General features: G+C 62.9%; 22 protein-coding genes. 8 read left to right on the top strand and 14 right to left on the bottom strand.

The features are described 5' to 3' along the window. Nucleotides 1-4 precede the first annotated feature (4 nt). The 5 genes from PWF70_RS05415 to PWF70_RS05395 form a co-directional block, all read right to left on the bottom strand. On the bottom strand, nucleotides 5-745 hold the full coding sequence (locus tag PWF70_RS05415) for a DUF6418 domain-containing protein (protein ID WP_269551735.1): 741 nt from the start codon (nucleotides 743-745) through the stop codon (nucleotides 5-7). Nucleotides 746-1,398: 653 nt separating this feature from the next. Beyond that, a complete protein-coding gene (locus tag PWF70_RS05410; RefSeq protein ID WP_286352886.1) occupies nucleotides 1,399-2,610 on the bottom strand; it encodes a glycosyltransferase family 4 protein in 1,212 nt (403 codons plus the stop codon). Beyond that, entirely contained in the window at nucleotides 2,607-3,572 is a 966-nt protein-coding gene (locus PWF70_RS05405) for a glycosyltransferase (RefSeq protein ID WP_269551733.1), read from the bottom strand. The genes PWF70_RS05410 and PWF70_RS05405 overlap by 4 nt, the downstream gene beginning before the upstream one ends. 316 nt (nucleotides 3,573-3,888) lie before the next feature. Beyond that, nucleotides 3,889-5,190, bottom strand: a complete 1,302-nt coding sequence (locus tag PWF70_RS05400) for a UDP-glucose dehydrogenase family protein (protein ID WP_286352885.1) — start codon at nucleotides 5,188-5,190, stop codon at nucleotides 3,889-3,891. Next, complete coding sequence (locus PWF70_RS05395) at nucleotides 5,190-6,707, bottom strand: sugar transferase (RefSeq protein ID WP_269551731.1); 1,518 nt, start codon at nucleotides 6,705-6,707, stop codon at nucleotides 5,190-5,192. Before PWF70_RS05395 ends, PWF70_RS05400 begins: the two co-directional genes overlap by 1 nt. A 492-nt stretch (nucleotides 6,708-7,199) precedes the next feature. Between PWF70_RS05395 and PWF70_RS05390 the strand changes: the two genes are divergently transcribed. Together PWF70_RS05390 and PWF70_RS05385 are read left to right on the top strand one after the other, a co-directional pair. Further along, nucleotides 7,200-8,366, top strand: coding sequence for a glycoside hydrolase family 26 protein (locus tag PWF70_RS05390; RefSeq protein ID WP_332108884.1), 1,167 nt, complete (start codon nucleotides 7,200-7,202; stop codon nucleotides 8,364-8,366). A 64-nt stretch (nucleotides 8,367-8,430) separates the two neighbouring features. Continuing rightward, nucleotides 8,431-8,721, top strand: coding sequence for a hypothetical protein (locus tag PWF70_RS05385; RefSeq protein ID WP_042375371.1), 291 nt, complete (start codon nucleotides 8,431-8,433; stop codon nucleotides 8,719-8,721). A gap of 125 nt (nucleotides 8,722-8,846) precedes the next feature. On the opposite strand, the gene PWF70_RS05380 is transcribed toward PWF70_RS05385, so the two are convergent. Genes PWF70_RS05380 through PWF70_RS05370 form a run of 3 tightly spaced genes read right to left on the bottom strand, consistent with a single transcriptional unit; the run spans nucleotide 8,847 to nucleotide 12,926 of the window. After that, nucleotides 8,847-10,961 (bottom strand): acyltransferase family protein, encoded by a 2,115-nt coding sequence (locus PWF70_RS05380; RefSeq protein ID WP_286352884.1) that lies wholly within the window; start codon nucleotides 10,959-10,961, stop codon nucleotides 8,847-8,849. Nucleotides 10,962-10,977: 16 nt separating this feature from the next. After that, nucleotides 10,978-11,160 carry a cellulose synthase (UDP-forming), glycosyl transferase family 2 gene (locus PWF70_RS05375; protein ID WP_279941174.1) on the bottom strand — a complete coding sequence of 61 codons (183 nt, stop codon included), beginning with the start codon at nucleotides 11,158-11,160 and terminating at the stop codon, nucleotides 10,978-10,980. Further along, nucleotides 11,157-12,926 (bottom strand): glycosyltransferase family 2 protein, encoded by a 1,770-nt coding sequence (locus PWF70_RS05370; RefSeq protein WP_279941175.1) that lies wholly within the window; start codon nucleotides 12,924-12,926, stop codon nucleotides 11,157-11,159. The genes PWF70_RS05375 and PWF70_RS05370 overlap by 4 nt, the downstream gene beginning before the upstream one ends. A 66-nt stretch (nucleotides 12,927-12,992) precedes the next feature. On the opposite strand from PWF70_RS05370, the gene PWF70_RS05365 reads away from it, so the two are divergent. After that, complete coding sequence (locus tag PWF70_RS05365; RefSeq protein ID WP_279941176.1) at nucleotides 12,993-14,219, top strand: alpha/beta hydrolase family protein; 1,227 nt, start codon at nucleotides 12,993-12,995, stop codon at nucleotides 14,217-14,219. A 94-nt stretch (nucleotides 14,220-14,313) separates the two neighbouring features. Then, nucleotides 14,314-15,141 (top strand): SGNH/GDSL hydrolase family protein, encoded by an 828-nt coding sequence (locus PWF70_RS05360; protein WP_279941177.1) that lies wholly within the window; start codon nucleotides 14,314-14,316, stop codon nucleotides 15,139-15,141. A gap of 50 nt (nucleotides 15,142-15,191) precedes the next feature. Here the strand turns inward: PWF70_RS05360 and PWF70_RS05355 are convergent, their stop codons facing one another. Then, nucleotides 15,192-15,893 (bottom strand): hypothetical protein, encoded by a 702-nt coding sequence (locus PWF70_RS05355; protein ID WP_286352883.1) that lies wholly within the window; start codon nucleotides 15,891-15,893, stop codon nucleotides 15,192-15,194. A 359-nt stretch (nucleotides 15,894-16,252) separates the two neighbouring features. Here PWF70_RS05355 and PWF70_RS05350 point away from each other — a divergent pair, with 359 nt between their 5' ends. Further along, the gene (locus PWF70_RS05350; RefSeq protein WP_279941179.1) at nucleotides 16,253-17,509 is read left to right on the top strand and encodes an HNH endonuclease; all 1,257 of its coding nucleotides are present in this window, start codon (nucleotides 16,253-16,255) and stop codon (nucleotides 17,507-17,509) included. A gap of 184 nt (nucleotides 17,510-17,693) precedes the next feature. Here the strand turns inward: PWF70_RS05350 and PWF70_RS05345 are convergent, their stop codons facing one another. Continuing rightward, on the bottom strand, nucleotides 17,694-18,593 hold the full coding sequence (locus PWF70_RS05345) for an alpha/beta fold hydrolase (protein WP_286352882.1): 900 nt from the start codon (nucleotides 18,591-18,593) through the stop codon (nucleotides 17,694-17,696). A 30-nt stretch (nucleotides 18,594-18,623) separates the two neighbouring features. Here PWF70_RS05345 and PWF70_RS05340 point away from each other — a divergent pair, with 30 nt between their 5' ends. Beyond that, complete coding sequence (locus PWF70_RS05340) at nucleotides 18,624-19,541, top strand: alpha/beta fold hydrolase (protein WP_075862932.1); 918 nt, start codon at nucleotides 18,624-18,626, stop codon at nucleotides 19,539-19,541. 66 nt (nucleotides 19,542-19,607) lie between these two features. On the opposite strand, the gene PWF70_RS05335 is transcribed toward PWF70_RS05340, so the two are convergent. From PWF70_RS05335 to PWF70_RS05320, 4 genes are all read right to left on the bottom strand, one after another. After that, complete coding sequence (locus tag PWF70_RS05335) at nucleotides 19,608-20,495, bottom strand: CopD family protein (RefSeq protein ID WP_075862933.1); 888 nt, start codon at nucleotides 20,493-20,495, stop codon at nucleotides 19,608-19,610. A gap of 3 nt (nucleotides 20,496-20,498) precedes the next feature. After that, entirely contained in the window at nucleotides 20,499-21,050 is a 552-nt protein-coding gene (locus tag PWF70_RS05330; protein WP_286352881.1) for a copper resistance CopC family protein, read from the bottom strand. Further along, nucleotides 21,043-21,759: a YcnI family copper-binding membrane protein gene (locus tag PWF70_RS05325; RefSeq protein ID WP_075862935.1), complete on the bottom strand. Its 717-nt coding sequence runs from the start codon at nucleotides 21,757-21,759 to the stop codon at nucleotides 21,043-21,045. Before PWF70_RS05325 ends, PWF70_RS05330 begins: the two co-directional genes overlap by 8 nt. A 90-nt stretch (nucleotides 21,760-21,849) precedes the next feature. Further along, nucleotides 21,850-22,371, bottom strand: coding sequence for a YtxH domain-containing protein (locus tag PWF70_RS05320; protein WP_286352880.1), 522 nt, complete (start codon nucleotides 22,369-22,371; stop codon nucleotides 21,850-21,852). An 87-nt stretch (nucleotides 22,372-22,458) separates the two neighbouring features. Between PWF70_RS05320 and PWF70_RS05315 the strand changes: the two genes are divergently transcribed. Both PWF70_RS05315 and PWF70_RS05310 read left to right on the top strand, forming a co-directional pair. Then, nucleotides 22,459-23,319 carry a GNAT family N-acetyltransferase gene (locus PWF70_RS05315; protein WP_286352879.1) on the top strand — a complete coding sequence of 287 codons (861 nt, stop codon included), beginning with the start codon at nucleotides 22,459-22,461 and terminating at the stop codon, nucleotides 23,317-23,319. After that, complete coding sequence (locus PWF70_RS05310; protein WP_286352878.1) at nucleotides 23,316-24,506, top strand: alkaline phosphatase family protein; 1,191 nt, start codon at nucleotides 23,316-23,318, stop codon at nucleotides 24,504-24,506. Before PWF70_RS05315 ends, PWF70_RS05310 begins: the two co-directional genes overlap by 4 nt. Nucleotides 24,507-24,510 lie beyond the last annotated feature (4 nt).

Below are 24,510 nucleotides of genomic sequence, written 5' to 3'. Positions count from 1 at the left end.
TAAGTCATTGATTATCAGGATGCGCACTGAAACTCCCACTCCGATCGTCCACTGTTTCGAAGGCTAAAGGATCATCTACTGATGGAACCGTACTCCGCGTTTCGCCATGAACAGGCACGGTTTGAGTCAGATGGCGCCATGCATACAGCGCAACCAGCAAGGCTCCGCTAGCTATTGCCGCCCAGCTGCCCAGATAGAGCGCTCCACCCATTGTGAAGGCGAGATATATCGCGTATAGGAGGCCGTACGATCCGAATATGCCGACGACTGACCCACGCCACAATTCCGCGACAAACAATCTTACTACCGCGGCAAAAAGAATACCCGACACCACGCATGCCAACAGCGAGAACACCCCGAACCCGAATATATACACAAGAATGGCCGGGTAACCAGCGTTGAGCGTGAAGAGCGGCCCGCCCTTGTAGTTGGGAACTAGATTCTCCATAAGGGTATAAATACCTGAACGAGTATCGGGAAGGCGGTGTGAAAAAACTAAAAATTCATTCCTCATCTGATTCGGCTGGGGAGAATCTCCAAAGAGCAGTGCAGTCTTCCAGAATACTTCGCCCTGTAGGGCAAAAGCTCGGTACATAAACCGGTCGAACCCGCTATCGGCGACTCCGGTGTAGTCTGTCGAGTCCGCGAAAGTGGACGCTTTATAGCCGGCCGCTGCTAGACCGCTAGCAACTAGTGCAATCACCGTTCGACTGGCAGCCTTTCGGCTAACCTTCTTCGAACCCACCAATAAGATAGGAGTCAAGAACGAAACACAGATTACCAAGTATCCGCTAAACTGAGTCCCTGTGAGAAATGCGGACGTACCGCTCATGACCAACGCGACGATCCCACTAATTTGGCCCGCCCGGCCAGAATTGCTCGAACAGAAGCCGCAGTAGCTAACGGTCGCAAGCATCGCTGGAAGAGCAATATTGATCTGCGACGCAAAAGGTACTACGGCGGTATCGTAGAAATTCGCCCTGTTGATATCGGAGTTCGATAACAAGTTGGGCGATGCAAGCGCGTTTACTAGTAGAAGAAATATAGCTGTCAAACATACGCGTCTCGCATAAATTTCCGCCATACGTGGCGCACTTGACACATCAACCGCTACGTTTGATGGCCAGCTAGGGGCGGGCACAGTGAGCATGCCAATAACAAATGCGGAGTACAAGTTACATATCGCAGTAAATGCGCCGATATCATGAGAAAAGGACCACGTCGACACTAGGAGCAACGGGGATTTCATCTCGATGTAGCCCACCGAGATTGTGTTCCAAACCATCTGAAACAACAGTAGAATTGACGCCACAAAAATCACGCGACGCCTGACGTATAGAACTACCAGCAGTCCCGCTAATATTCCGGCCGACGCAACATCGCCTAACGAGAGGCCGGTCATCTTCTTGAGCCCACGTTGGACCAAGTATTTCGATCGATGAACCGGTGTCGCGTCTTATCACTCTTCCGTCGCGTATTCCTATCGAGGTGGGCCTCAGAGAACACGTCTTCGAGCTTACGGCCGGTTTCGGTCCACGTGAACTGCTCGGCCCGACGTAGACCGAGGTCGCGAAGTCGAGCAGCCAGCTCTTTATCTTGCCAAACTGCAACGATACTCTGCGCAATCGCGGCATTGTCGGAAGGGTCCACAGTAAGTGCCGCTTCTCCTGCTACCTCGGCAACCGCGGTCGTGTTCGCTGTCACAACCGGGGCACCTGCTTGAAAGGCCTCAACAACAGGGAGACCGAAACCCTCCGACAAACTTGGGAATACAAATATCGCGCAGTTCTGTAGTAGTCTGGCTTTGGTTTCGTTCGATATGTAGGGCAGGACTGTTATCTTGAGATGTGGGCGACTAAGCAACCACTGATTCTCTTCAGTTGAAGCAAAGTCCTTGTGCCCGAACAGTACAAGCGGAGGAAGAGTTGGATCGGCCTGAACTGCTGTCTCGTAAGACTCAAGAATTCCTCGAAGATTTTTCCTCGGCTCAGACGAAGCGTAACCGAGAATAAATTCCGATGGAAACTCGTCCCCAAGTTCTGTGGCATCCGACTCAGGCGCCAGAGAAGTTTCGGCCAACCTCGCGCCGAGCGGCACGACGGAAACTTCGTTGGGATGAACTCCCAACGTGTTTTTAATCTGATCCCGCGAGTACGCACTCACGGTATGGATCTTGTCGGCACGTCTGTACGCACCGGGAACCACGAGACGTCGATACAGCTTTCCCACTTTTTTCTTGATGGTGGGCGGTTCCAGCCAAGATCCCTCGAGGTAAATAGTGTCATGCACCGTAACAATACTCGGCCTGGTAAAGGCAAGACTCGCCGTATTGTAGGGGAACCAGAAGAGATCCACCGCATATCGCTTGGCGAGCACCGGAAGGACAAATTGCTCCCAAACTGGGTACGGAATGCTGGGCAGCCGGACTATTTGCACCCGATTCGTCTGAAGTGCTTCCAGGTCGTCGCATAGTTGGGATTCAGGAATAAAGAGAAGATAGTTGTGCTCTATGTTGTCACTCTCAGACAACTGCCGCAGGACTTCGTAGACCATTACGCCCATGCCCGTACGTCCGCTCCCTGCCAAGATCCCATCGACTCCGATTATCATCGCGAGACCTTCTTCCACACTCCGCGCTGGGGCGAAGCTCCTGGCGCAATCTTGCGAACGATCAGTCGGACGGCAGCTGCCGGGGGTATGAACTGCATTCCGACAATCGCGACTAGGCTACCAACCATAGATGATTCGGTGTCAATCTTGATGAGGCCCCGGTAGATACCCCCTGCGCTGAGGACTAAGGGTAACGCTATCGCCGCGAAAGGGCGACTCGAGGCAGAGCCAGCGAACACGCCAGCCCAGAACCCGATACACCCGAGAGTGAGGCGCGGCATTTTGTGCACTAAGTATCTACGTCCCGCGGGTAGCCTCGACAAGGCTGGCATTCTCCGGCCGACATCCACGTAGTGTCCCTCCGCGATACGTACCCTTCGTTCCCATTGATCTCGACCTGCTGCAGCATCTTCCGTCACGGTTATCTGGTCACACACGCCAACTCGTAGGTTGCGTAGTGTGAAGTCGATTGCGATCTCCATATCGTCGAGGATCGCGCTGGTGGAGATTTCTCTGTAGTCGCTACGCCGGAAGGCTAGGAACTCGCCGACGACGGCGATTGAATCGTGGTCCCCATGCGTCTTTTTCAGGAGTCGTTCGAATCGCCAGAAAAGTCGTTCGTTACCGTTAGTCTCGCTCTTGTTCGCAGATATCAAGCAATACCGCTTGAGCGAATCAATAGCAATCGGTATCCAATCGTCGGGTTGGATCCTACAATTGGCATCGGTAAATACGACTAAATCTGCATTTGACTGTTTTAGTCCGACGTTGCAGGCTGATGCTTTCCCGTTTCTGGGCACCCTTAGCACCGTGTCGGCCCCCGCGCGCTGGGCAGCCTCCGAAGTCGAATCATCACTAGCCACTACCACGATCTTTGCCGTTCCACCGAAACACAGAATCGACTGCTTTAGATCTTGAATCTTTGGCCCGATAGCGCCGGCCTCTAGGTACGCCGGGACCACGATATCCACACTAGGGAGATCGGCAAGCGGTGGAGGTGTTCTGAATTGTCGTGATTTCAATCCGACTCGCGACGTGACGACAGGCAGGAGCGCACAGGCAGCGAACACACTGAAGCCCGCAAGCGAGAACCCTGCCTTGGTATCGAATCTTTTCATTCTGCGTTGCGCCCGTCCAGCACGATGTTTCGACGTTTATCTAGGCATTCTTCGCCGTGTTGATTTGTGAAACCGCCGCGTGTTATGAGGTTACCACTTCCGAACACTAACAATTACTCCAGGCTCCATCGCACGGAAAACAGTTCTTTATGATCGCATTTTATGCATAATAATTCCAACCATTGTCGCGCCATTGCTCGACTGGGAGACACAAGCGTCCGTCAATAACGTTCTTTTCGCGAACTTTGTTTCCGAGCTCTTCTGGGTTAAGCTGCGTGAACTCTTTCCATTCCGTCAGAACCATAATCACGTCAGCATTCTCGCTTGCATCGAGTGCTGTAATTGCGTAGTCCAGCGTGGGAAAAAGCTTCCGCGAATTGTCCATTGCTTTGGGGTCATAGACCGTAACTGAAGCTCCCTGCAACTGTATCTGGCCAGCCACATTCAGTGCGGGCGAATCACGCACGTCGTCAGATTCTGGTTTGAAGGCCGCCCCAAGGATCGCGATCCGCTTACCGAGCAGCGAACCACCACATACTTTCCTCGCTAGCTCAACCATGCGGGTACGGCGGCGCATGTTGACATTGTCAACCTCACGCAAGAAGCTTAACGCCTCCGCAGCGCCGAGTTCGCCAGCGCGGGCCATGAAAGCACGAATATCTTTTGGAAGACATCCACCTCCGAAGCCCAGCCCTGCATTTAGGAATTTCCGCCCGATTCTTGCGTCGCACCCAATCGCGTCCGCGATCGACCTGACATCCGCCCCAGCGGCATCACAGACCTCGGCTATCGCATTGATAAACGATATCTTCGTAGCTAGAAACGCATTCGCAGAGGTTTTAACCAGTTCCGCGGTCGGGGGATCGGTGACGATGAAGGGAGTCTCAGTCTCGAGGATCGGTTCATAGATCTCGCGGCACACCGCTTCAGCGCGGCCTCCGGCGAAGGCGCCAAGCACGACCCGATCAGGGTGCAGTGTGTCATTGACTGCGAAGCCTTCTCGCAAGAACTCAGGATTCCAAGCGACCTCAACTTCGATATCCTTTGCGAGCTCATCGCACCGTTCGGCGAGTCTGTTTGCCGTCCCCACAGGGACTGTTGATTTTCCAAGGATTAGGCTGTCCCTGGTCAGCTGAGGAACTAGTTCCTCAATAGCCGCGTCGACATACTGTAGATCGGCACTGTATTCACCCTTTTTCTGAGGTGTGCCGACCGCGATAAAGAATATGTCCGCAAACTCTGCAGCATCACTGTACGAGCCCGAGATTCGAAGCCTTCCGGACTCAATGTGGCGCTTCAGAAGCTCGGGAAGCTCTGGCTCGTAGAATGGCACCTGCCCAGCAGCCAGTTGCGCTCTCTTATGCGGATCGACCTCGATGCCGAGGACTTCGTGGCCAAGCTCTGCCATGCACGCTGCATGGGTTGCACCCAGGTATCCGAGTCCAAGAACAACCATCTGCATCAGTACGCACCATCCTTAGTCACTACTGCCTTTGCCGTCCGCCACAGGATTAGGGCGTCTTGCATGATCGACCAGTTCTCCACGTAGGAGAGATCGAGGCGAACCGATTCCTCCCAGGAAAGATCCGATCGACCGGAAATCTGCCACAGTCCAGTCATGCCAGGCCTTACCAGCATGCGGCGGGCAACGCGGCCGTCATACCGTTCAACTTCCTCCGGTAGCGGGGGCCTAGGTCCGACAAGGCTCATGGTTCCGCCGAGTACGTTGAATAGCTGTGGCAGCTCATCGAGGCTGTACCGACGGGTAATTCGCCCGACTCTTGTTATCCGCGGATCGTCTCGCATCTTGAACAGAACACCCGAGCCCTCGTTCAGTGCACGCAAATTGTCCTTGAGAGCGTCCGCGTCCTGAACCATTGAGCGGAATTTCCACATGGAGAAGGGCTCATTGTTCAGGCCAACTCGTGCAGCTCGGTAAAAAACCGGCCCCTTGGAATCCAGTTTAATTGCGATAGCCACTAGAACCAGCACTGGCGTGAGTACCGCTAGTATCAAAGCGGCACCGATCTTGTCCACAAGGGCTTTCCTGAAACGGTTAGCACCCTCATATCTAGGCTTATCGATATGGAGCAGAGGCAGGCCGGCGACCGGACGCACCATCACTCGCGGCCCTGCAACGTCTGTGACGCCAGGGGAAACCATCATATCGACATCCAGGCCTTCGAGATCCCATGACAACGTCTGCATTGCGTCGTGCCCGAGGGCGTCTGCCGAGGTCACAGCTACAGTCGTCGCCCCACAATCGAGCACGGATTCACAAACGTCGTCAAACGTTCCGCATACCGGCACCTGGACGTCCTCGACTTGGACGAACGTCCGCTTAGTGGCGCTGCATGGAAGACAGATACCTACGACCTTGTATCCCAAGCCCGGCTGTCGGTGGAAGCGCTGCATCATGGGAATGGCGGAAGCTTCGCTTCCCACTACCAGAACTCGTTCCAGGCTCTTGGCGTGCTGCCGTTGACGGCCAAGTTGCTGCCGCCACGCCCAGCGCGAGACGAGCAAGCCAACCGTACCCACAGGAAGCGCGATGGCAATGAAACCGCGCGCGATGTTCAATCGGAAGAGCAGGTCGACCATCGCCAAGACACCGAACAGCGCCAAGCACGCACTCACCACCCGGCTGTACTCCTGCGACCCGGACCCTACGACCCTTCGGTCCAAGGCCTGAAAGGCCCGCAGCGCAATTAGCCAACTGATGACGAGTACCACCGAGACGACCGTGGCCGGCACCTGCGCAGTACCGTTCGGAGTCAGAGCGCTGCCCGCACCGAAGCGCACAAACTGCGCCAAGCACACTGCGGCAGTGACGATCCCTGCGTCGGACCAGGCAAGGCGAACCACGTACCCGTGGATCCATGAACGGGAGCGTTCCCGAGGCCTGCCTGCGAACCGCAGTCGCAGGGGTGTGCGCTCCGAACTCCGTCCCAATGCGTCGTAGGCCGGACGATGAGCCACAGCCAACCTCCCAAAACAAAACTGATGAACTCGAAGGCGGCGATCGGCCCCTACGCCCAACCACCAGAGCGTCGACGACGCCCTCCCGCAATTGGCTTCGCGGATGTTAGGGAGCGTATTTCAGTGGGGTCATATGTACAACTTGAACGCTTTTGTCGTCCGGCTGGACGACACTTCACCTTGCTATTTTGCAGGAACATCCTGCTAGCAAAGAGGGGATCGCCTCCAAGGTGACACGGACTGTGATCTGCTCCACAGCAGATGCGCTTCCCCCACCCGCTAGGGTCCAAAGTCCCTCGCGAATTCAACTGTGCGGCACGCGTTTCAGCAGGCCAAACACGAGGACGCCGTGTGTGACTGATCTCATAGTTCACTGACAGCGACAGTTTACGAGCGTTGCTGGTTTGCGCCTGTCTTCGATGACGAGCCCCCGGATGGGGGTTCAAACATCTATGTACTTAGTTTTCTCTAGACAGTTACCTCGAGTATCAAATGCCAGAATTCGGACACACTCAAGCTCATTTGTCTCATATTCTCGGTCTGGGTGACGGAAATGGTTTCTGTACCGTGAACGGCCCGTTGGCTACGCGTTGCGCCAGCCCCCGGTTCCCCCTGCAACTTGGCAGCAGCCAGAATGATCGGGTGATCGATAACGCGATGTCGAGCGAGCTAGGCGCCAGACTCCCGCGTCGCGCGTTTCTGATGGCCACTCTCGCGACGGCGACGGTGGCGGTTACTTCATGCAGTGCAGATAGCCATCCACACCAGCCGGATACTCGCCGTCGATCCTGGGGCGCGTTCATATCGACTGTGACTGCTACAGATCAGCCAGCGTTCAGCTCGATCGACCGGCTTGCATCGCTCGCCGGCTACAAGCCGGATTTCGTACACTTATTCGCAGCGATCCCAGATTCACTGCCAGTCGCAACCCTCGATCTCATACGCGGCAGTGGGGCAACCCCGATCGTGACTCTCGAACCTTGGAACCCTAGTAAGGGACGTGACCAGTCGTCGTATACGCTTGCGACCATCGCTGCTGGTCAACACGATTCGGACTTGTCCCGTTGGGGAACACAGTTGGGAGCGTGGCCCCATCCAGTTCTGCTCAGGTTTGCGCAAGAGATGAACGGAACCTGGTACCCATGGTCGATCGGAACCAGTCAGAACACGCCCTACGACTACCGCGCCGCCTGGTCGCGAATGCATTCGATCATCAGAGACAAGGCACCGCACGTTCAGTTCGTGTGGGCGCCAAATGCAATCACTGAGGGCACTCGAGACTTCACCGATTGCTACCCCGGAGACGGTGTCGTGGATTACCTCGGCCTGGACGGTTACAACTGGGGTCAGTCACCAGGCCACCAATGGCAGTCCGCCCATAAGCTCTTCTCCGAAAGTCTCGAGGCACTGGGCAAGTTGAGCTCGAACCGTCCCACGCTTATCACTGAAGTTGGTTGCGCTGACGGCACTACCCCGAATCTCAAAGCGGAGTGGATCACAGACTTCTTCCGAGTCATCGAATCTGCTCCGAATGTCCTCGGCTTTATCTGGTTCCAGATGGACAAGGAACGTGACTGGCGGTTCAATTCGTCGCCTGCCAGCACCGAAAGCTTTCGCAGCGGACTGGCGCGTTGGATGAGTAGCGGCCCGCCGGGCTGACGGTCGCCTGGCACTGTCGGCACCACCAGGTTGCGTGAGTATCAACGGCAGGGATACTGGTGCGATGCCCGCCCAGCCCGTCGACCCATCTGTGTTCCATGCGTTGGTCCTGCTGAACCTGCTGTTCGTCACGGGCTCCTGGTGTCTGGCTCGTCCTACCTACCGGGCAGCGGTCGTCATGGCGGCCGTGTCGTTCGCGTGGTTCATGTGGAACGGGCCGATCGAGGGACGGGTGCTGATCTCGATCAACATCGACCACGGGTTCACCGAGTCGGACATACTCTCGATCCTCGGAGTGGGCATCGCCGCAATCACTTTCACACGCACCCGAGAGCGGCGGCGGTACGAGGAGTAGGTGGGTTGTTTGAGGAGTTCGGCTTGGCAGCCCTTCGAGGCTCCTCGCTAACGCTCGTCGCACCTCAGGGAGCAATGGATGGCTCGTCGTCCACCTCAGGGAGCGATGGTGCGCTCCTCCCCGGCTTACCGCGCGTTGTAGTCGAACCTCTGCTTGTCCAGCTGCGCGCGGAGCGCCGGCTCGAGGACCCGCGCAGCCGTAGCCGTCAGGTGCGAGTCGTCGCGATAGAAGAGGATCTTGTTGTGCGCGGCGAAACAAGAATTACCTTCGCACAGCAGGTCGTTGACGCTGACCGTTGTCACGTCCTGGTATTCGTCACGTGACGCGGCGTCGGTGATCGGTTCGATGCGCGGGTAGTCGTCGAAGTTGAACTCGCACTTGGTCCAGTCGTCCATCGAGCCAGAGATACAGTCGGCCACTTGGAAACCCGGGTAGGGCGTGTCGGCGATGTAGACGAGCTTGGCGCCGGTGTTCCGCAGCTGGATCATCGTGTGCGTCCACGCGGCCTCGGAGACCACCCGGTCCGGCACATACGTCGACAGCGACGAGACGAAGATGATCCGCGGGCCCACCTCGGCGATGCGCTTCAGCGTCTCCGCGCGCCACTCCTGGCAGTCCGGCTTCACGTACGGGTCCGGGATGCGTGGCTGCGGCCGCAGGTGCTGGGCCGGGCAGGCGGCCTTGGTGAACTGGTGAATCCGCCAGCCGTGGTCGGCGCCGAGGTTGCGGATCGCCTGCGCCCACTGGTCGGCGTGGCTGTCGCCGAAGAGCACCACCGGGATGCCGTCGGCCGGACCGAAGACGCAGTCGGTGCGGGGCGCGGTGTCCCCCACCGGAATCAGGCACTCGAACGGTTCGGGCCGGTCGTCGAACGCCTGGAACGGGTTGGGCGTCACCGCGCCGGACTGCTCACCACTGTCGGTGCCGAACACCGACTGATACGTGAGCGACGCGTTCGCGACGGTGTCGCGGCTGGCCACCTGCACGGTGATCACGCCGGCGGTCATCGTGACCGCCAGGGCCGCGACGACGCCGGTCAGGCCCAGCGAGATCGACGCCGAGTCATTGCGTTTGAGCTCGCGGTTGTGCAGCAGCGGTTCCTCGAACAGCAGCGTCGAGATGGTTGCGAGCACCAGCGACCCCGCCGACACCGCCAGCAGTACCGGCCAGCTCGACGACCCGACGACCGCCTCGTACAGCACGATCGCCGGCCAATGCCACAGGTACCAGGCATACGACACCCGGCCGAGGAACTTCAGCGGCGGCGTCGCCAGCAGCCGTCCGACGAACACCGACCCCGTCCCCACCGCACAACCGGAGGCGATGACCAGTGCGGCACCCGCGGTCGGGAGCAACGCCGCGGTACCCGGATACGGGGTGTGGGCGTTCACGATGAACGCCGCGACCACGATCCCGACCAGACCGGCCCAACCGAGCACGAGGACAAGCGGTTTACTCGCGCGGAGTCCACCGAGTCGTGCGAGGGCCGGCATCCCGATCGCTACCAAGCCGCCGACGCCGAACTGCCAGGCGCGGGTGTAGGTGGCCATGTAGGCGCTCGCGGGATCGGTGGGCGTCAGCACGATCGCCCACACCAGCGACGCGACGCTGATCAGCAGCACCGCGATACCGACCGACCAGCGGACCGAGAGGCGTTCCCGCAGCCGCGTCCGGGTCGCCAACGCACCGGCGCCGATCACCAGGAACGGCCAGACGAAGTACAGCTGCGCCTCGATGGCGAGCGACCAGAAGTGCGTCGCCAAACTGCCGTCGATCGCGCCGGCCAGATAGTCGGCGTTCTGCTCGATGAAATGCCAGTTCGCCAATTGCGCTGCCGCAGCCAACAGATCCAGGGCTTGCTTGAACACCTTCAGCAGCGGCATGAAGATCGCGGCGCCGATGATCGACACCACGATCACGAGGGCGGCCGGCGGGATGATGCGGCGGGCGCGTCGGGCGAAGAAGCCGCGCAACGAGATCCGCTCGTGGCGCTCGTACTCGCGGACCAGCAGCCCGGTGATCAGGAATCCGGAGATCACGAAGAAGACGTCGACACCGACGAATCCGCCGGTCAGGTACGGGACGTGCGAGTGGAACAGGACCACCAGCAGCACCGCGATACCGCGTAGGCCGGCGATGTCGTCGAAGAAGGTCTTCGGCGCCACGCGCGTCCCCGGAGAGTCCTGTGGCGATGAAACGGTGAGCGCGCGCATCGGTTTCGTCGGGGCCTCGTACGGCATCAGCTGCGCCGGCCGATCACTTCGTGTCCCACGGGAGCATGAGGTCGAACCAACCGAGCGCCACGGCCGCGATGAACACGATCACCAGCGTGTACCCGATGACCTCCCACACCGAGATGCGGTTCCAGTTGGTCGGGGTCGGGCGTTTGGGAGTGACTGCGGGGCGGGCGTCGTCGGGTGTGGAACCGAACGGCGTCATGAGGTGATCTCCTTCGGGTCGATCTTTCTCAACTGCACCGTCTCGGCGTCGTCGGTCTCGGCGTCGGCGTCGTTCGCGTCGAGGTCCTCCGGTTCGATCCCCGCGCCACGACGACGCTGCGGCAGCAGGATCTTCACGAACTCGACGAACAGCGGCAACGCCAGATACGTGTAGGCCAGCACCAGCCCGACCATCATCCAGAACTGTGCGAGCCCGTACACCATCACGTCCCGCACGATGAACACCCAGAACGCCAGCAACGACGCCCCGAGTACCGTCGCGCCGAGCCAGGAGATTGAGCGGGCCAGCGAGTTCGACTGGCCGATCACACCGGTCGGCACCCAGCCGATCTCGCGGCCGATGATCTTGTGCCAGATCGCCACCGCGTGCGCGTAGCTGTAGGCCATCTGGATGCGCAGCACCTCAAAGCGCCAGCGGGTGCGCGACACCAGCGGGAACAGCACCACGTACACCCACAGACCCAGCAGGAACGGGACCAGCTGCGCGGGCCGGACGTCCTCGGGATAGAAGGCGGCCATGATGACGCCCGGCAGGAAGAGCAGGAAGACGTTCAGCGCGGTGGTGATGTAGTACAAGACGCCCGCCCACCGAGCGATGCGCTGACGAACGGTCTGACGCTGCGGGTGATCCACCGACCGGCTGTTCTGCACCGGCGTCAACGTCCCTTGGCACCAGCGGTACTGCTGGTTCAGGAAGCCCGCGAGATCCGACGGGCACAAGCCGCGCGACAACACCACCGGCACATAACGGATCGAATAGCCGGCCTGCTGCAGGTGACGTCCCGTGTGCAGGTCCTCGCTGTGCTCGATCGCGGCGAAGCCACCGACCCGCTCGATCGCGCTGCGCCGGTAGACCGCCGACGTGCCGACGCAGTTGGCCGCACCGATCCGATCGCGCGACGGCAGCACCCATCGATAGAAGAATTCCTGCGTCGCGCCGGCGGTGCGCTGGATCCAATTCATCGACTCGGTGGTGGCGAAACATTGTGGACTCTGGACGATCGCGACTTGCGGGTCGTCCAAATAAGGGATCAAATGGCCGAGGAAATCAGCTCGAGGACAGAAATCGGCGTCGAAGATGACGATCAATTCCCCGTGACTGATCCGTGAGGCGTGCCGCAGATTGCCCGCCTTACGGAGATGCCCACGATCAGGGCGGACGACGTAGTCGAAACCGAAAGATGCTGCCAGATCGTGAACCTCCTCGCGCGCCGCGTCGTCGAGGACGTAGACGAACAGCTTTCCCGGCCACTTCATCGCGACCACGTGCTCGTAGGTGTTGCGCAGGATTTCCAGGCTTTCACCACAGGTCGGCAGAAAGACGTCGACGCTCGGGTGGCGGCCGTCGTGCGGATTCCAAGAAGTGACACGTTCCTGATGCGACGACCACGTCACCCGTCGTTTGTTCATGCCGGTCAACAATGAGAATGTGTTACCGATCACATTCAGAACGAGGATGAGAAGTACCGGCGTGAGCCAGACGTGGGTGGTGGCGAATGCGACAAGCGAGAAAGCGACCAGAACGAACGCGGCGATCAGGACCAGCTGGATCCAGCGCATCTGCGGTCCGAGATACTCGTAGACCTCGTCGTCGTCCGGCGCAGCGACTGATAGCGGATTATGCTGCGGGGCAGGTGGTTCCGCGTGGCGTCGAGCGATCGGCACGTGGACCGGACCGGCGTCGGCGAGCGCAGGGCCGCCAGTGGACGACGCACCTGTTCCCTGGGTCCCGACCGTCAGCTCCACTCACCCAGGATCATTCAACCAATACGTCGACGCAAACTGCGGGAATCGCCGGGTTACCGTTTGCGGGTGAAATCCAGGTGGGACCGGGTGCGGTCCGTCGGCGCGTGTGTCGCCGTCGTGTCCGTTTTCGGGGTGGGGATCTCCGCATGCACGTCGGAATCGGGCGCCGGTTCGACGGCCGAGGCGTCGAGTTCGGCGACATCGTCGACCAGTGTCGTGCTGAGCGCCGAGGCGGTTGAGCAGCGCGGTGGAATCGTCCGAATCGACGACGCTCCGGATTCATGGTCATTGCCGGACGGCACCGTCGCCAAGCGATTGGTCTACCGGTCCACCTCCGGGGTCGACGGGTCGTCGACCACGGTGAGCGGCGCGGCCTTCGTCCCCGGGTCCATCCCGCCGGCCGGGGGCTGGCCGCTGATCGCCTACGCGCACGGAACAACCGGCATCACACCCGATTGCGCGCCGTCGGACCAGGCGGACATGTTCGGCGACCTGACCGCGGTCCGAGACTTCCTCGACGCGGGATATGCCGTGGTCACAACCGATTACCAGGGGCTCGGCACGCGCACCGGGCGCCAGGCCCCGCACCCGTACCTCGAACCACTCACCGCCGCCTACAACGTCATCGACGCGGCCCGCGCGGCGCAGTCCTCCGCCCTCGGCATCAGCCCGCGTTGGCTCGCCGCCGGGCGGTCGCAGGGTGGCGCGGCAGTCTGGTCGGCCGCAGAAGAGTTCGGCGGCTACGGCGGTGGGAGCGGCGAACTCCTGGGCGTGGTGGCCGTCGCACCGCTGCTCGATCCCCAGTACTTCGCGACGCGCGCACAGGAGAACACCCTCACGCGCGCTCAGCAGCATCTGTATCCGCTGGTGGTACACGGAGTCTCGCAGGCCGACCCGGCGGTGAACCCCGCCGATCACCTCTCCGCCCTGGACAGCTCGGCTGTGCCGGTGTGCGGAGAAGGCCGGACGGCGGTGTCGTTGCTGTCGGTGCCGGCGCACACGTCGTTGGGTGCCGTGACACCGCAAGCGGCCCAGACATTGCACGCACGCCTCGAGGCCTACGCACTCCCCCGAACCGGGACGACGGTGCCGATCCTCGCGGTCTACGGGGCGGAAGATGACGTCATCCCCACCGATGTGATGGAAGACACAATCACACGCGCATGCGGCATCGGGGATCAGGTACTGAGTGTCAGGCATGAACAGCAAGGGCATATCGTCGACCCTGGCCCCGATATGGCGGCCTGGGTCCGCGACCGAGTTGCCGGATTGCCCGCGCCGAGTAATTGTTGAAACAAACGAACCCGACGCCTCGCGCATGGCCGCTAAATGGCCGCTATGGTGACAAAGTCGCCAGACGAGAATCGTGGGTTGGGAGACTGGTTAAATGTTCAATGCCGTGAAGCGCATTGCAGGTTCTGCACCGATCTGGGCATGGATCGTCATGGTCGTGTGTGCCGTGGTCCTTGTCGTCGGCCTCATCGTGTCGAGCAATCGGACCGCCCCGAAATCGGACTCGGTGGCGGCGATGACGCCCACCAGCTCCACCCCGCTCGAACAGCCCGCCACCCTCGCGTTCATCGAGGACGCCAAGGCGCACGCTGCTGAGCCCAGGACAATTGTGCTGCTCGGCGATTCGACCGGTGCTGCCCGTGACGGCTGGGCCCCCGAGGTCGGCAGCGCCATCAGCCAGAACCTCCAGCGGCCGATGGCGACCAAATTCTGGAACACCACGACCAACGATTACGGCGCGATGGTCGGACTCGGCGACGGCCCGAATGGACCGATCGGATTCTGGAATGCCAGCGCTTCCGGAAAAGACGCGAATTACGCGTTCGAGAATCTCGACAAGATGATTCCTACGGATGTCACACCGGATTTAATCATGCTTAATTTCGGACATACGCAGGATCCCGAGACCCCCCTGGCCGAACAGCTGCAGCCGCTCATCGCACAGCTCCGCAAGGAATACCCCAACGCCGACCTCGTCGCGATCAAGCAGAGCCCGGCCCAGGGCAAGAACACCGGCGAGGTGACCGCCGGCTTCGCATCGGCCATGGACGCCGAGGGCATCCAGGTCATCGACGTCTACTCCGCCTTCCCCGCCGACGACGCCGCGCTGGCACCGCTGCTGAAGGACACCGTCAACCCGAGCGCTGCAGGACAGCAGATCTGGGCGACCACGGTTCTCAAGGCTTTTGAGGTGCAGGCGTAGGTTCAGCCCGCAACCAGCCCGCGGGGATGTAACCACACGTTGAGCAGCTACTACGACGCACCCTCAGGTGAACGCTGGCGTCGCACCCGGCGAGCTCGCGTGGCGAGAGGCCTCCTGGCGATCAAAGCCACCAGCCGAACTTCGTAGCGACGGTTCCGGTACCACCGCCGCACTCGACGGGCCTGATCCATCCGCTTACTCGTAGAACGTTCGGCCGCGATGTCAGACGCGGTGCGTAGTCCGTAATCGGCACGCAGTTGTCGAATCCTCGGAGTGTGGGGCGACTGCTCGTTCAACGGCCGTCCGGCAAGCCGGTACACGGGGTGACGGAAAGTTCCAGCGATGAACCAGGCGATACATGAGAACACCAGCATCCCCGCCGCGAAGACCACGGCAAGAATCTTCGAGTGAAGCGGTGTTCCGTTGGGCAAGAACATGATCAGGTAGCCGACAGCGAATACGGCAGTGACCAGGCTCAGCGCTCGGAACAAGAGTGCCATACCGTGTTGTGGGCGGGGCAAGGTGAGTAAGTCGAACTGGCGAAGGGCTTCTGCCCAGGAATATCGCTGCTTGAGTGACGCATGAGTGGGATCGACATCCTCGTCTGGCAGTAGCGCCACCAACCGCTCCACCTGTTCGAAGTAGCTGCGCCGGTGCTTGTAATGGACATACAGAGCGGCCAGCGCTGACACCAGTGGAACCAGCGCGCCGAGTAGCGCGAAGTAGAAATTTGGGCCGCCAAGCGTGTTCAAGCCGATCCCCCGCTGTTGGTACACGTTTACCGAGCCCTCTCGGATTCGAGCTGACGCTAGCAGCGAGTACCGACCGATCGGCCGATGAGATTCTCCGAATGCAGCACTACCGCACGGCGGCGTTCTGCCGCGTATAGGTTTCCGCCCCACGAAGGCCGACTTCGCGACCGGAGGACTGCGCCTTGTCGTGAGTGAATGTGAATCCTTTGCCCGATCCGAGTGGTCGGCGAACCCGGTCCGCAGTCTTTGTCAGACCCCCGAGGTAGAACTGAAGACACCAGAAACCTGATGACAGAGCAGTAGTCAACGACGGTCCCACCCAACCGCAATTTCGCCCCACGAGAGGCACTGCTGCCGTCATGCCCGACACCGACACGCTTTCACTCGACGCGATCCTCGACCAACTCGTCGACATCACCCCACCCGACGACGACCCCACCGGTGCTGAAACGTGCTTCCGGCTCAGCCGATGGATATTGCTACGCAACCTCGCCGATCACCAGACCGGCACTCACACAGCCAAACTCGATTCTCTGGGCGTCGCGGACAAGGCCGGCTCCACCTCCAAGAAACTGCTGATCGAGATGGGACTCCCACCCGCGGCAGCCACCCGCACGGCCCGCATCGCCGACCACCTCGGCACGCTGGGCAAGGTCGAGGCCTACGCCGCCGACGGCAGACTGTCAGGCGAAGCTGTCGACGCAATCGTGCGAGGGATTGCCACGATCGAGAAACGTTCACCAACAGCACTTTCCGATGACGATCGCGCCGGCCATGAGAGCGAACTCCTCACCCAAGCCCTGTCCGGTGCCACACCCACCGAAATCCAGAAGCACGCCCAGACAATCGGCAACACCATCGCCGACGACCAGGGTGACGGCATCCCTGCGAGCGACGACCGATCCCTGGACACGCTGTCGCACCACCTCACCGATGACAGCCGCGTCGAGATCCACGCCAACGTCACCCAGGGTGTGGGCGAGAAATTCATCGCCATGATCGACGAACGTGCCGTGCCGCGTGCCGAACCCGACGGCGCCCCCGACCGACGTTCACCCGGCCAGATCCGTGCCGACGCCCTCGAGGTACTGCTGGATCAGGCCGCCGTCGGTGCGGCGATGGACACCATCGGAACACCTCGAACCCAGACGCTGCTGACCATCCCCGCCGACGGTCGCAGTCCCGCGTTCCTGCCCTGGACCGGATCGACCACCCAGGTGACCGCGAAACAATTGTCCTGCGACGGCACCCTCACCGAGATCGTGATCGACGGCGATACCGTGCCACTACAGATGGGCCGCGAACGACGACTGTTCCCACCGCACCTGCGCAAAGCGATCATCATCCGTGACGAGAACTGCATCAAATGCGGTGCACCACCATCACATACGCAGGTGCACCATATCGAGCACTGGTCCGACGACGGTGAGACCGAACTCGACAACGGTTGCCTGCTCTGCCAACGCTGCCACACCCAGGTCCACCACAACGGGTGGGACATAATGATGGGCTTCGACCGCCACCCGTGGCTGATCCCGCCGGCCGAGATCGATCCCCGACGCCGCGCGCTCCCCGCCTACAACCGACGCACCATGCGACTCGACGACGCCGCCTGACACCAAGACTTAAGCGCAGCACCTTCCGCACCCGACGACCAGCCGGGACCGCATCCGTTCCTTGACAACTCCACAGTGAAATCGGGCCGCCAGCGTGGCGCTCACAGGATCCGTTCCCGCTCACCCGTCTTGCGTGAGCGGGAACGGAACCCGTGAGCGAAACCCAGTGCTTAGCCTATCGAGGTCACCCCGCCGGCGGAACCCCCACCGCTGCATGTGAACTCACCGCTGCGAGCGCCTCAGTGAACGGCGGGATGAAGAACTTCGCGCCGAGGACGCAGCAGGCGTGACCGCCGTCGACCTCGAAGCGTTGCGACCCGGGGATGCCGTCGAGCAACAATTGCTGGCGTTCCGGTTCGACGACCCGGTCTCGGGTGGACACCACGACGGCCGTCGGGACGTCTATCTCATTCAGCCAACTGCGAGAGTCGAACTGGCCCAAGCCGTTTCCGAACTCACCGAGGTGTGACAGCGGCGTCGAGAAGAACTGCCGAAGCGCCCAGATGGAGGTGTGCGACGTCGTCTTGTTGAGGCTTTTCTCGGAGACGCGCGGGAGCATTCGGTACAGCGGCGTCAGGATGCGGCCGGTCCGTTCCGACGACCTCCGGTGCTTGGGGTCGTTGGTGCTGAAGAACGGGCCCGTCGAGCAGAGCACCAGCCCCGACACCCGCTCGGGGTGCCGACGCCATGTCAGCTGGGCGATGCCGCCGCCCATCGAGAATCCGGCGGCGACGAACCGGTCGATGCCGAGGACGTCGGCGACGGCGACCACGTCGTCGGCGCAGTCCCGGAGGTCGAAGGTCTCGGACTCGATGCCGCGGCCATGCCAGCGGGCGTCGAGGGTGATCACCCGATAGCTGTCGTTGATCGCCGGGATCGTCGGGTACCAGCACAGCAGGCCGGTGGTCAGCACCGAGTGCAGCAGGAAGACCGCCGGTGCGTCGCGGGGTCCCGAATCGGTGACGAAGGCGCGTCCACGACCGGGCAGGTCGAGCACCTGACCTTCGGGAATGTCCGTGGCCGGGTGGGGCGAGAAGACGTGGCGAACCGCTCGGGCGGCGCCGTTGAGAAACTCGGGGATCACGCATACAACGCTACGTGAGATGCTGGTCACATGATCGACATCGCCCGTCCGAAAATCGAGGGGTCGATCGCCGTGGCCGACGGTGATCGTCGCATCGGGTTCGCCGAATACGGATCAGCTACCGGACGGGCCATCATCTGGCTCCACGGGACGCCCGGCGCTCGCCGCCAGATCCCCGTCGAAGCCCGTGGATATGCCGCTGAACGGGGGGTTCGCCTGATCGGGCTGGACCGGCCGGGCGTCGGGTCGTCGACGCCGCACCGGTACGAGAACATCGCCGCCTTCGCCCCAGACCTCGAGACCGTGCTCGAAGCACTCGGCATCGACGAGTTCGCCATCATCGGCCTCTCCGGCGGCGGACCGTACACACTCGGAGTGGCGCACGCGATGCCCGATCGGGTGGTCGCCGCGGGCATCCTCGGCGGCGTCGCCCCGACCGTCGGACCCGACCGCATCCCCGGCGGGGCGATGAAGCTCGGCTCGTTCCTGGCGCCGGCGGTCGACGTCGCGGGTTCGCAAATCGGACAGGTCCTCAGCATCGCACTGCGCTTCGCGCGGCCGATCGCCGAACCGGCCATCACCGTCTACGGCCGCTTCTCCCCCGAAGCCGACCGAGAACTACTGGCGCGCCCCGAGTTCCGGGCCATGTTCCTCAACGACCTGCTCCACGGCGGGCGCCGCGCGATGGAGGCACCGTTCGCCGATGTCGTCGTCTTCGCCAAGGACTGGGGATTCCGCGTCTCCGACGTCGGAGTGCCCGTGCGCTGGTGGCATGGCGACCACGATCACATCATCCCGTACGCACACGGCCAGCACGTGGTGTCGTTGCTCCCCGACGCCAAGCTGTTCGAGCTGGCCGGCGAGAGCCACCTCAGCACGCTGCACATGGCCACCGACATCATCGACGAGCTGCTCGCTATCTGGGATCAGTCGCGGGCGTTGAAGTAGGCGGTCGACCTCACCTGGCCTTCGCGGCTCGTCGCTTGCGCTCCTCGCACCTCAGGCATCAAGAGGTCAGGGTGCGGTCGCCGACAACCCGGCGGCCAGACCCAGCACGACGGCCATCAGCATCAGTTCGACGACGGCGTTCCGGATGGACGCGGTCTCGGTCTGGCGATGGCGCTCGACGGCAGGTACCCAGCGTCGTCGATGCCAGGCGGCGACCCCCACCAGCGCCGCCAGCATCACGACCTTCGCCAGCAGAATCCGCCCGTAACCGGTGGTGACCAGTGCCGACAGTCCGTTGATCTCGGTCAGTGCGGCGACCACGCCGGTCACCGCGATCACCCCGACCGCCCACGGCGCCCGCTGCGAGAACACCGGCAAACTGCGCGCCCACCCGGACCGGCCGCGCACGGAGAGGACCATCGCGGCGAGCAGTCCGCACCACCAGGCGGCGGCCAGCGCATGCGCGCCGACGAGGAACGGGCCGAGGGCGTTGTTGCCGGCGTGACCGGCGATCGCGGTGGCCAGCACACCGATCGCTGCGAGCGCTCCGACCACCAGAACCGGGACCTCGACGGCGGTCAACAGGTCGAGTACCGCCCACAGGACGATGAGCAGGCCCGTGACCAGCGCGACCATCTCGGAGGCACCTGAGGTCAGGACCTCACCGAAGTCGGCGGCACTCACGTCGAGCACGTCCTTGCCGGACCTGTCAGCGGTACGCACCCAGGCGCTGATCAGCGTCGCCACCACCCAGACACCGGCGAGCGCACCGATCCAGGTCGACGACGGTTCGGCGTCGACCGTCGGCAGCAGTCCGAGGCCGAGCACCACGACCGAGACGCCGAGCGCGAGGGTCGCGGGCAGTGCGACCGTGTCGGGTCCGTCGGGGCGGGCGAGCAACCAGCTCACCAGCAGTCCGGCGAACAGGACCGGGACACCGACCACGACCCTCACGCGTCAGCTCCGTGTCTTGGGGCGGCGGGTCAGCCAGAACACGATGCCGAGACCCACGACGAGGACCACGACGGCGCCGACGATGAAGTACCACACCGGGATTCCGTCGTCGGACTGGTCGGCGGAGGCGTCGGCGAGCGGGCCCGGCTCACCGTTACCGGCGACCGTCAGCTCGAAGCTGCGCTGCCCGCTGATGACGTGTCCGTCGGCGGAGGTCACCCGGTAGTTGATCGTGTAATTTCCGGTCGGTCCGAGTTCCCGCACGCCGACGCTCACCTTGCTGCCGTCGACGTTCGGGTCGCCGGACTGCCAGAAGTGATCGTCGGGTCCGACGACGTTGAGCACCGCATACGCGGACTGGATGCCCTCGTTGAAGGTCAGCGTGACGGTCTGCGGACCGGCGGGCAGGCTCGCACCGTCGTCGGGATCCGATGAGACGAGCCGCGAATGCGCCGATGCGGCGGGCGCCGACCAGGTACCGACCAGGCCCAGGCACGCCAGCGCGGCCAACGTCAGCAGGATGGACCGGCGCAGCGGCAGTGCGCGCTTACGCATCGCGACGACCGTTGCGTCGGACCACCATCAGCGCCGCGACACCGAAGACGGTGCCCAGCGCACCGACGACCAGTCCGATGCCGCCGAGCCAGCGGGCTGCGGAGTCCTCGGAATCCGTCGACGGCGACGCCTGCGACATCGAGGTGCTGGTCTCGGGAGCCGCTGCGTGGTGTGCGCCGTGTCCGTCGCCGCCTGCGGCGAGGGTGATGGTCGGCGCAGGTTTCTCGGGTTCGGTGCCGTCCGCCGGGGTCGGCTGGTTCCAGTCGGCCTTCTCCCCGTCGGCGTAGGTCTGCAGCGTCGGCAGCGTGACGGTCTCCTGCTCGGGGAACGGGCCGCCGGAGAACCGGAACTGCGCGAACTGCCCGACCGGGACTCCGGGTGAGCCGGGATCTGCGGTCCAGGTGATCTCGGTGACCAGGTCGTCCTTCTTGGTGACGACCGACTTCCAGCCGCTCATCACCTCCGGGCGTGCCGACTTCAGGCCGGGCAGGGTCACGCGCAGCGACGTCGTCGGAGCCGACTCGGACTCGTTGGGGACGACCAGCGTGACGACGCCGTATCCGCCCTGGGTGACGGTCGGCGCGTTGGCGGTCACGTGCGCCGATGCCACGCCCGCCCCGGTGAGAGAGGAGACGCCGACGACCGCGGCAGCGGCGACGGGCAGGACGAGGCGACGGGCGATCGTGGCCCGCTTCGAGAGGTTCTTCATCTGGGTTCTTTCTCAAGTGTTCGGATCGTCTGTGCGTGGCGCGCGCACGACAGCACCGAACCGTCGTGGGTTCGGTGTGGTGGCGCGGCGTCAGAATCCGAGCGGAGGTCCGCGAACACCGGTGCCGCCGACGGCGGGACCAGCGACAACAGCGGGTCGAGTCCAGAAGACCGGGGGCGTACCGGGCACGCGCAGTACGGCGGGCGGTGTCAGCGATGCGATGACCGACCCGATGACGGCCAGCAGCTGCGCACCGACGACGATCAGCACCGCGCTGAGCGGGATCGCGACGAGGTGCGTCAGCAACATCGGCAGCGCGGGGGCGTCGTGGGTGACGTGCGCGGCGTCGGCGGCGAGCGACCAGTGGCTCGCGACCTGCGCGGCAGTCAGGACGCCGACGGCCGATGCAGCAGCCGGGACCAGGCGTCGGCCCCGGGTCGCCAGCTGCAGGAGCATCGCCGCGGCCACGCCGATCGCGACGGTGAGAACCACACCGCCCGAGCTGAGCGCATGTCCGCCGGCGGCACCGTGCGCGGCGATCGCGACAGTGGGCACCACACCGGCCGCGGCGACGCGCGTGAACGCGTCGGGCGTGCGGACGGTGGGTGACATGGCCCCCATCCTAAGGAGTGGGTCCGGGTCGGACGGAGTCGCCCAACCCGGCCAACTCCCGCCGGACGCGGTGAAACAATCGAGGACATGTCGCATTCACCGGCTCCTGTCGAGGTACGCCCAGCTGGATTCGGTTCTGTCGAGGTTCGCGAGCTGTCCTCCCCCGACGAACTCGAAGAACTGATGCGGGTCTTCGACGACGTCTGGCGACCCGACCCGACGAGACGCCCGGTGGGCATCGACATGCTGCGGGCGTTGTCGCATTCGGGCAACTACGTCTCCGGCGCCTTCATCGGTGATCACCTGGCCGGTGGAAGCGTGGCGTTCCTGTCGGCACCGGCCGGTGAGGCCCTGCACAGCCACATCACCGGGGTCTCCCGACGCGGCCGCGGCCACCATGTGGGTTACCTGCTGAAGATGCATCAGCGGAAGTGGGCGCTGGCACGTGGACTCACGACGATCACGTGGACCTTCGATCCGCTGGTCGCGCGCAATGCGTATTTCAACATCACCAAGCTGGGAGCCGAGCCCATCCACTACTACGAAGACTTCTACGGCGAGCTCGGTGATGAGTTGGGCGGCGGCGCGGACTCGGATCGGGTGTTGATGTCGTGGGCGCTGCACGACGAACTGCCCAGCAGCGTGGACGGCGTCGGAAGTGTCGAGGCGCTGATCGCCGGCGGTGCGGTGCCGGTGATCGACGATTCCGATCGGTCGCGTCCGGTCGCCCATCACGAGCGGTTGGACCCCGACGCGACAGTGGTGGTGGCGTTGCCGCGGGACGTCGAAGCGATGCGGGTGAGTCATCCGCTCGACGCCGCGCGGTGGCGGATCGTGCTGCGGGATGCGATGTCGCCGTTGCTTCTCGAGGGTGATGCCCGACGGTCGGTGCGGTTCCTGCGGTCGGGTCACTACGTGTTCGGTCCGGCGGGCTCGGGGGTGCGGTGAGCGGCGAACTGACTCCCGACGAACTGACACCCGCCGACTGGGGGCGGTACCCGCACACTCTCGCCGACGTTCTGCCGGCAGCGTCGGTCGCCCTGAGCGTTTCTGACAGCGCGGCTCTCGTTGTGCCTCCAGGCGATTCGGTGGTGGTGCTGCTGATCGACGGACTGGGCGCGACGCTGCTCGAGGAGTACGCAGAGTTCGCGCCGACCCTGCGGGAGCTGACCGCGACCACTCTGCGTGCGGGATTCCCGGCGACGACGGCGACCAGCATCCTGAGTCTGACGGTCGGCGCACCCTGCGGCGTGCACGGGATCATCGGCTACAGCTTCCGGCCCGACGACGACTGCCGGACACGGGGTTCCCGACGGGTGCTGAACTCGCTGCGCTGGAGTCTCGATGACGCGCAGGGACCGTCGGCGCTGGTCACCTATCCTCCTGCGCTGGTGCGTACACATCCCGGGAGCCTGGAAACGCTTGCCGACAAAGGTGTTCGGGTGACGTACGTGATGCCCGGCGAGTTCCGCGGGACCGGCCTGACCCTGGCGGCGTTCCGCGCGCCCGGCCAGTACGTACCGGCAGTGACGCCCGACGGGGTGCGCGACGGCGTCCTGGCGGCGGTGCGGGGACACAGTCGCCATCGTCGGTTCGTCTACGCCTACTACAGCGAGTTGGACATGGCGGGACACATCCACGGCCCGGGGTCGTCGGCGTGGCTGGAGAAGCTCCGGCTCGTCGACCAGCTGGTGGCCGAGCTCGCCGCGGAGTTGCCGTCCGGCACAACACTGCTCGTCACCGGCGATCACGGCATGATCACTGCCGACCGCGCCATCGACATCGACACCGCGCCAGGGCTTCTCGAGGGTGTCGACGCCGTGGCCGGCGAGGCGCGAGCGCGGCATGTGTACGCGACGCCCGGTGCTGCCGACGACGTGCTGAAGGCATGGTCGGGGCATCTGGGCGATGCCGCACACGTCGTCTCGCGCGAGCAGACCCTCGACGAGGGCTGGTTCGGCCGCGAGGTGACCGATGCGGTGGCGAATCGGATCGGGGATGTGGTCGCGGTGGCTCGGGAATCGGTCACGTTGACGCGGTCGAAGAACGAGACGATGGAGTCGATGATGATCGGCCACCACGGCGCCTGGACGGCCGCCGAACAGCTTGTGCCACTGCTGGTTGCGCAGGGATAGTCAG

The organism is Gordonia sp. Swx-4 (genome assembly GCF_030316175.1).
Taxonomy (GTDB): domain Bacteria; phylum Actinomycetota; class Actinomycetes; order Mycobacteriales; family Mycobacteriaceae; genus Gordonia; species Gordonia alkanivorans.
This window is presented reverse-complemented; position numbering and strand designations above follow the sequence as displayed.